Origin of the sequence: Enterococcus avium ATCC 14025 (assembly GCF_000406965.1) — a bacterium.
In the GTDB taxonomy this organism is placed as follows: domain Bacteria; phylum Bacillota; class Bacilli; order Lactobacillales; family Enterococcaceae; genus Enterococcus_A; species Enterococcus_A avium.
The window spans coordinates 192,108-200,703 of the sequence record NZ_KE136357.1 but is presented as its reverse complement, the minus strand read 5'-3'; the positions used below and the strand labels follow the sequence as shown (position 1 = coordinate 200,703).

Annotated in this window: 3 protein-coding genes, 1 tRNA gene and 1 pseudogene; 1 reads left to right on the top strand and 4 read right to left on the bottom strand. The window is 37.6% G+C overall.

The features are described from left to right. Both OMU_RS23265 and OMU_RS00935 read right to left on the bottom strand, forming a co-directional pair. A pseudogene (locus tag OMU_RS23265) lies at nt 1–3,851 on the bottom strand (hypothetical protein); the annotation flags it as partial. Then, on the bottom strand, nt 3,805–5,913 hold the full coding sequence (locus OMU_RS00935; RefSeq protein ID WP_016178094.1) for a KxYKxGKxW signal peptide domain-containing protein: 2,109 nt from the start codon (nt 5,911–5,913) through the stop codon (nt 3,805–3,807). The gene OMU_RS00935 and the pseudogene OMU_RS23265, both read right to left, overlap by 47 nt. 455 nt (nt 5,914–6,368) lie before the next feature. Here OMU_RS00935 and OMU_RS00930 point away from each other — a divergent pair. Further along, nucleotides 6,369–6,456, top strand: a tRNA-Ser gene (locus OMU_RS00930). Nucleotides 6,457–6,513: 57 nt separating this feature from the next. On the opposite strand, the gene OMU_RS00925 is transcribed toward OMU_RS00930, so the two are convergent. After that, nucleotides 6,514–7,143, bottom strand: a complete 630-nt coding sequence (locus OMU_RS00925) for a hypothetical protein (RefSeq protein WP_016178093.1) — start codon at nt 7,141–7,143, stop codon at nt 6,514–6,516. 22 nt (nt 7,144–7,165) lie between these two features. Next, a complete protein-coding gene (locus tag OMU_RS00920; protein WP_016178092.1) occupies nt 7,166–8,548 on the bottom strand; it encodes a hypothetical protein in 1,383 nt (460 codons plus the stop codon). Nucleotides 8,549–8,596: the final 48 nt, after the last annotated feature.

Genomic DNA, 8,596 nt, shown 5'->3' with positions numbered 1-8,596 from the left:
GATTCGCTTGCGGATTCACTTATGCTAGTTGAAATTGATTCGCTAATCGATGCACTGATCGAATCACTAATACTTGCACTCTCACTGTTACTGATACTTGTGCTGATCGAGTTTGAATCACTAATTGACGTACTTGCGCTGGTACTATCGCTCGTACTTACTGAGCTGCTGCCGCTGTAGCTTGTTGACTCGCTTGCAGATTCACTTGCGCTGGTTGAAATCGATTCGCTAATTGACACGCTGATCGAATCACTGATACTTGCACTTTCACTGTTACTAATGCTGGTGCTGATTGAGTTTGAATCACTGATTGACGTACTTGTGCTGGTACTTTCACTCGCGCTAACTGAGCTACTACCGCTATAACTTGTCGATTCGCTTGCGGATTCACTTATGCTAGTCGAAATTGATTCGCTAATCGATGCACTAATCGAATCACTGATACTTGCACTTTCACTGTTACTGATACTTGTGCTAATTGAGTTGGAGTCGCTGATGCTTGTGCTTAAGCTACTGCTTTCGCTGTCACTTACACTAGTGCTATCCGATCTTGAATCGCTGATCGATGTGCTATCACTTGTGCTTTCACTCGCACTGATTGAACTGCTACCGCTATAACTCGTCGACTCGCTTGCGGATTCACTTATGCTAGTCGAAATTGATTCGCTAATCGATGCACTGATACTTGCACTTTCACTGTTACTGATGCTGGTGCTGATCGAGTTTGAGTCGCTAATGCTTGTGCTTAAGCTACTGCTTTCGCTGTCACTTACGCTGGTGCTATCTGATCTTGAATCACTGATTGATGTGCTTGCACTTGTACTTTCGCTAGTACTAATGCTTGTACTAATTGAGTTTGAGTCGCTAACACTTGTGCTTAAGCTACTGCTTTCGCTGTCACTTACACTAGTGCTATCCGATCTTGAATCGCTGATCGATGTGCTATCACTTGTGCTTTCACTCGCACTGATTGAACTGCTACCGCTATAACTCGTCGACTCGCTTGCGGATTCACTTATGCTAGTCGAAATCGATTCGCTAATTGATGCACTGATCGAATCACTGATACTTGCACTCTCACTGTTACTGATACTTGTGCTGATTGAGTTTGAATCGCTAACACTTGTGCTTAAGCTACTGCTTTCGCTGTCACTTACACTAGTACTATCCGATCTTGAATCACTGATTGATGTGCTATCACTTGTACTTTCGCTAGTACTAATACTTGTGCTGATTGAGTTCGAATCACTAATACTTGTGCTTTCACTCGCACTGACTGAACTGCTGCCGCTGTAGCTTGTTGACTCGCTTGCAGATTCACTTGCGCTAGTTGAAATAGATTCACTAATTGATGCACTGATCGAATCACTGATACTTGCACTTTCACTATTGCTAAGACTTGTACTAGTTGAGTTTGAATCACTTGTTGATGTACTAATTGATTCACTAATACTTTTACTTTCGCTCTCTGATAAGCTTTCACTTACTGAAATTGATAATGATTCTGAATCTGATGTGCTATTCGAAGTGCTATTGCTTTCCGACAGACTGCCACTTTCGCTTTCACTATCACTTAATGAATCAGAAATTGATTCACTAATACTCTTACTTTCACTCTCTGATAAACTTTCACTTACTGAAATTGATAGTGATTCTGAATCTGATACACTATTTGATGTACTTTTGCTTTCTGATAGACTGCCACTTTCACTTTCGCTATTGCTTAATGAATCAGAAACTGATTCACTCATACTCTTACTTTCACTTTCGGATAAACTTTCGCTTACCGAAATAGATAACGATTCTGAATTCGACAAGCTTTCAGAAGTGCTATTACTATCCGAAATACTGGTGCTTTCACTATCACTCAATGAATCGGAAGTTGAAGCACTATTACTTTCACTATCACTTTCCGATAATGACTCACTTACAGAGATAGACAATGATTCCGACTCAGAGATACTCTCAGAAGTACTTTCACTTTCTGATGTACTCTTACTTTCGCTTTCTGACTCGGATATTGATTCGCTAATTGAAATCGATTCAGAAATTGATGAGCTTTCGCTTTCGGAGTCTGAACTAGATTCACTTTCGGATGTTGACGTTGATATTGATTCGCTATCACTTTCTGAGTTCGAGATAGATTCACTTTCTGAGATTGAATCGGATGTAGAATTGCTATCACTTTCTGATGTAGAAACTGATTCACTTTCTGAGATTGATTCTGAAACTGACTCACTCTCAGATAGTGATTCAGAAGTAGAAATACTTTCACTTTCTGAAATTGAAATAGATTCACTTTCTGAGATTGATTCTGAAATTGACTCTGAAGTAGAATCCTCCGATTGAGAAATTGATTCACTTTCCGATACAGATAAAGACGTTGAGGACGAGTCGCTTTCTGAATTAGAAGTCGAAATTGAGTTGCTCTCGCTTTCTGAATTAGAAGTCGACTCACTTTCTGACATTGACGTTGATTCAGAAACAGGATCTACCTCATAGTTAACAACAAAGGATTGCGGTGCTCCATCGATTGAAAGCCCATTATTTGTCGTAGTATCAAAAATACTATTACTTGCCAACGCTTCCGCTAACGTCGCATACACTTGACCATCTGGTCCTGTAATAGTATAAATATAACCATTCCTAACTAAGTCTGCATCGGTTACACCTAATACGATTGTTCCATTTGAAACTCCTGCAACACCATATTGGCCTTCAGAAACACTCGTCGGTATTTGAGTGTATGGATTTCCAGTTGCTGGATCGGTAGCTGGTTGATTATTTGAAATAATTCCAGCTAACTGATAATCAGGGTATAAAGTAATCGTTAACGTTTGAGGATCAGAATCCGTTGTACTGGTTCCATTCGCAGTAAAGTCAAAGGTGAATGTGCCATTGGCATCTGCATAATAACCCGCCTGAGTTAAATATCCCACAACTAAATCCGCATAACTGATTTCTGCTCCTGATGTACCATTGATAGAAACATTTGGAACTTGACCTACTAGAGCCGTCCCATCAGAATTTACAAAAGTAATATTAACAGTTTGAATATCCGCTGTGACATAAATGGTAACTAAACTTGCTTCCGTCCCCACCGTTGTAGTAGTTGGTTGTACAAATCCGTTTAATTCAGAACCCGTAGCATAATGGTAACCTGGAGCAACATTTGTCGTTGTGTAGTAACTATTTAGCCAATCAATAACATTCCCGTAGTTCGCTGGTGGTAAATTACTTCCTGCTGCTTCTTGTCCAGAGCTTAGATAATCCGCAGAAACGACCATGCCTGTCTTAGCATCTACATATTGATATTGAATATTATTATTCGCTACCCCGTATACATAGATATTATAGACATACTCAGACCCCTCCATCGGTACAATTGCTACATTCGCTTGACCATATGCATCACCGTCATCGGCAGTAGTTGTATCATCTCCACCGCTTTGTTTATCCGATAAGGCGGATGCTGGAACTTGACTTGCAATTGCCCACATATAATTTGGCGGCATATTGTCTAACGCATAATCCTTATTCACTAAATTGATATACTGCCCAATATAGTTAACATCTGGATCAATTGGTACATCAATTGTTTTAATTACATTTCCGTATTGATCTACGTATTTTAATTTAACCGTACCAGGATCGATAGCTACCGTTGTCAATTCGCGTGTACTAGAATCAACAATATTCGATGTAGTCACGTTCCCAGCAGTGTCGGTAACAGTTGTCACACCGTTTCGAATCGTCATGTTCGTAAATTTAAGATTTCTATTTCCTGCGGGATTGGCTGCTTGGCTATCCGTTCCTTGCCAAGTTGAAATTTGTGAATGTTCCTGCCCCACTCACAAGTGGTCCTGTACTTGGTGCTCCTGACGAAGTATTAACTGCCATGTGTAATTTCTTTGGAGAAATGAAAGTAACGCTTGATCCAGCACTATTCATTTGAATTACAGCACCATTTGCCCATTGATTAATATCCAATGTTGTTCCGGCATTAAATACCACACTCTGAGTTCCTTGAATGCGAATTGCTCCAGGTTGTGTTGATTGCGGAATAGATAAATTAAAATTTTGACCAAAGACAAATTTTGCAGTTGCTGAAGAGCCCTGCTGTCCGTTAATGAAATATTGGAAGCCTGTTTGCGTCCAACTAACGTTATCTCCTACTGTCACTCCATCTATTAAATAGTACATTGCAGGGTAACTTGCAGCTTGACCATTATAGGTACGTGCAGTATTTGAAGATCCATCCCCCATTGTGATTGTGTTCCCATAACCAACACTTCCTGCAGCTGCTCGAGTTTCGAAGTAGAATTGTGAGAAACCAATATCATTGGAAGTACGATTGAGTGTTACACTTGAATTATTCGCAAAGTTAATACTTCCAACTGATCGAGTAACTTCATTTGATATATTGAAGACATTCGTTCCAGAGAATACTACTTTAGATCCCACTCCATACATAAGGTGAATAGGATTGTTTCCATTTAATTCACTAGCACTTAATGTCACATTATTAACATTGGCTGTCAATTGAGTAGCGCTTGATGGATTAATAAGGGAGTAACCATTTCCATCATTTACAGCGAAACCTTGCTGCGCTTGAACGTTGCTTAGTGTAAACGTTGTAGAATTTGTAATGTAGCCCCAATTGAAGGTTTGTGTTCCAAGATCAACAATATTGTTATTTCCTTGAACGATTACACTGGCACCATTTGCGCGAGCTGACATTGCCCCTGTAGAATAAGTAATTTTAGCTGTAATATCAATGTAAGTAATATTGGCATTAGACCAAGCAGCTCGCAATTCTTCATAAGTTGTGACCTCAGCGTAGGTGCCATTTGTGATGGCATTGGCTTTATAGGTAGCATCGTTCTGAACCTCATCTGGAACAGCCACATAAACAGAAGTTGGCGTTTTTGGTGTCTCTAAATTATTAATCTTGTCTTCAAAATCTTCACGATTAATATCCGGGTCAGCCGAAACATTTACTTTTGTGGATTTGCCATTTGCACCTCGAACTGAAAAATAAGCAACCAAATCATTTGCTGCTGCATATTTCTGTGCAGCATGGATTAAGGCTGTACTAGGCGCAACACCTGATTTCATTGTAAATACAAGTTCATTCGTTTTTGAATCAACTTTTACTTCAGTCCCATTTGGAACGATTTGATCAAAAAGCTCTTTTGCTTTATTTGTTTCATCTTTACTTTGTTCTTGTGCGGAGGGTTGTTTACTTTTCTCTACACTCAAAGAGTTTGCTGCACTTCTTTTTTCTGAATGATTCATTGACTCAGAAAGACTGGTTGAAACCCATGAACTTGCAGATTCAGAATTACTCATGGATTCAGATATACTTGTAGATTGTTTTTCATCTGTTGCTGCTAATAAACTGGTGGAAGTTGAATCACTAATTGATGCAGACAGACTCATCGAATCCGATAAGCTTACCGACTCAGATGCACTGATTGAATCTGATATACTCACCGATTCAGATAGGCTACCTGAGTCAGTAGTACTTTCTGATTCCGTTTGACTTTCTGACTCCGTAAGGCTAGTGGATTCCGTTTGACTAGAAGATTCCATCACGCTCTCAGAATCTGTGATAATTGAATTTGTTGTACTTTCTGATTCTACGGATGTGCTATTTTGTGTGGAGGAGGCTGGAATCTGGGTGGTATCTTGGTTTGCGAGAATCTGATCTGTATCAGCTTCCATTCCTGCGTCATCTTGCGGATTAGCAGATGTCGCATGTACATCTTGTGTAATCAAAGTACTTGTGCCTAAAACGCTTGTAAATGCTGTAATTGTAGCAAACATCCAATGTTTACCGCTTTTGTACATTTTGTATCGTTCTTTTTTATTCGATCTTAAAAGCTTGTACAAATTATTTTTACGACTCATAATTTAGTACAACTCTCCTTTCTTATACTTTTTTTATTTTTTGAAGTGCTGAAGGAATTATCTCACAGAAAATTATAGCTAGATTAGAATGTACCAATATTGGGAAACAAGTTTTTTATCTGTATATTATCGTTGGTTAAAAACAAAATAGTCTTAATTACAAATGGTAAAATCTCTCATTTGAGACTTCTGTAAAACTTCAAAAGCAAATTTTTTTATTAGTAAGTTAAGAGCCCCAAATATTTTTTTAAAGTAAGAAATTTTTTTAGTAATCCTCAATTTAGTTATTAGTCATAACATTTTTAATTTTCTTTTTGATACTATAATAGTTTTCCATTATACTTAACAATCCAAGCTGTTAAAAACTGCTTTAAAATAACAAACAAATTCAGTTATGAGAAATTAGACTAAGTTGACTTAAAATTAACTATTCGTTTATAATAAAAGAGTTGATTGGGGAAGTACTCAAGTGGCTGAAGAGGCGCCCCTGCTAAGGGTGTAGATCGTTAACACGGTGCGAGGGTTCAAATCCCTCCTTCTCCGTTTCATTAGTTATATTAAAATCCCCGTCCAAGGATATGGACGGGGATTTTAATATAACTAATGGCTTACTTTCAAGTCGAATGTTGCCACGCGTTGCTCTCCGGAAACGAAATCAATTTCTACCTTATCAAATTCATCACCGTTCACAGGTAGCTTAAAAAAAATTTGGGTTGTTCCTGATTTTCCTTTCGGAACTTCGTCCTGCCCTCTTTGTTGGTTAACTGAGGTCAATCGTTTTCCATCTTTTGAATAAGCTTGAAAGGATTGCGCATAAGGTAAGAAAGGAGTAGTCATTTCTATATTTTTATACTCAATTTTTACAGAAAGCATCCGCGTTGTATCATAATTTTCCAATTCATTCATCCGTTTTGGAAAGGCTGAGTGCTTTGTAGTAACCTCCACCACTTTCATTTCTGCTAGCTTCTTTTCACCATCTCCAAATTCGATTACTTCATTCTCGGAGAAAGTCTTGACTTCTTGTGTAAATCTGGAATTTTCGGTTGATTGTTCTTGATTATCATTTATTTTAGACGTCAAATCTTTTTTTAATTTAGAATTTTCAGTTTTCAACTTTGAAACTTCACTTTTCAAGCTGTCGGTTGTTTTGGAAGAATTATCTTCTGTACAGCCTGATAACATGAAAAACGTTACTATAAATAAACAAATAACTATTTTTTTTGTCCACATATTCTGATTCCTCACACAACTTCTATAAAGAATCATCTTCAAAATCAAGTAAGGAACTTAACAGCTCATTTTGTTCTTTCAACATATCCTCGATCTCGACTTCTTCCGATATTTTTACCGTCTGATTAGCATGAATCAACTCTTCTTCTGTAGCTGAAGAATCATTTTGTTCCGAATCTATCACATGTGCATCCACTTCCTGAGTCTCCGCCATCTCAATTTCCATTGATGCAGAACGATTTGTTTCCATCTTACGATTCGCTTCATCCGTTTCTGAATCAAAAGTTTGTAAACTATTCTCTGATTGCTTCTCCTGATCGTCCTCATTACTCTCGAGAAAATTGTCTCCTAGAAAAATCGTTCCAAAAGTATATATCCCTTTGGCACTTTTATTATCTAAACTTGTGCAATGCAATCCAAAGCTTTCAAGGTACTGATTGACCGTGTTTTGATTGATAATACCCGTTTTTAAATCTCTAACAATAATATTATCAGCATATTGAACATCTTGATCTTTCGTTAAATACGACAAAACCTTCTTTGTTTCCTCTGTAATTTCTGCCTCGATCAATGTGTTTAAATTAATTTGTTGACGTCCATTAACGATCAGTGTACTTTCATTATTGATTATCACGTTGTATACCATATCTTTGTCGATTTGAAAGGCACGTTGATTATTTTGAACACAGTTCGTTTTATATTCTTGAACAATTCGATCAGAGAATTCATAGATTCCATGAGAGATATTCTCGCTTTTTATTAGTTCGCCATTATCATAAATATCACATTTTACATAATGATCACTTACGTCAATCACATAGTTGAGTCCATCAAACATCTGCGTTGTCTTTTCAATAGTTTCAAGATGTCGTTTTTCATTTTCCAAGATCGAACAAAATGTTTTAGGAACAAGGACCACTTTATCGACATTGATAGAAAGGTTTTCACCATCAACTAAAGTAGCGAATTCGCCTTCGAATTGATGACCGATTTCATTTAACTCATTTGAACTTTGAGAATTTACACCTATAAACAAGGAACAATGAAATTGATTTTTACTTGTTTCCTGAAATAATTCTTGTTGATTCTTCGCCAGATACGCTAACACACAACGCACTAATTGTATCGTATCCACAGTATCTAATTTATCAAGAACATCTCCAAAAGACTGATATGCTTTTGAACGTCGGCTTTGGCGCTTTTTTATTCCCCAAACAATGGAATCAGAAAATTCCTCTAATTTGATTTCACTTCCCTCAATCGAGTTAGAATGCTCCATAAAAAAAGAAGGCTTCCACGAATTCTTTTTAACATCCGAATACAGCGAGCTGAAAACTGCTTCATAATTTGATCCACAAATTCCAACCCTAAACTGATCAATATCTAATGCAATAACTGTTTTCACTATAAGTACCTCCGATAGCTGTCTGCCTATTTTTAATTATTGTTAGCC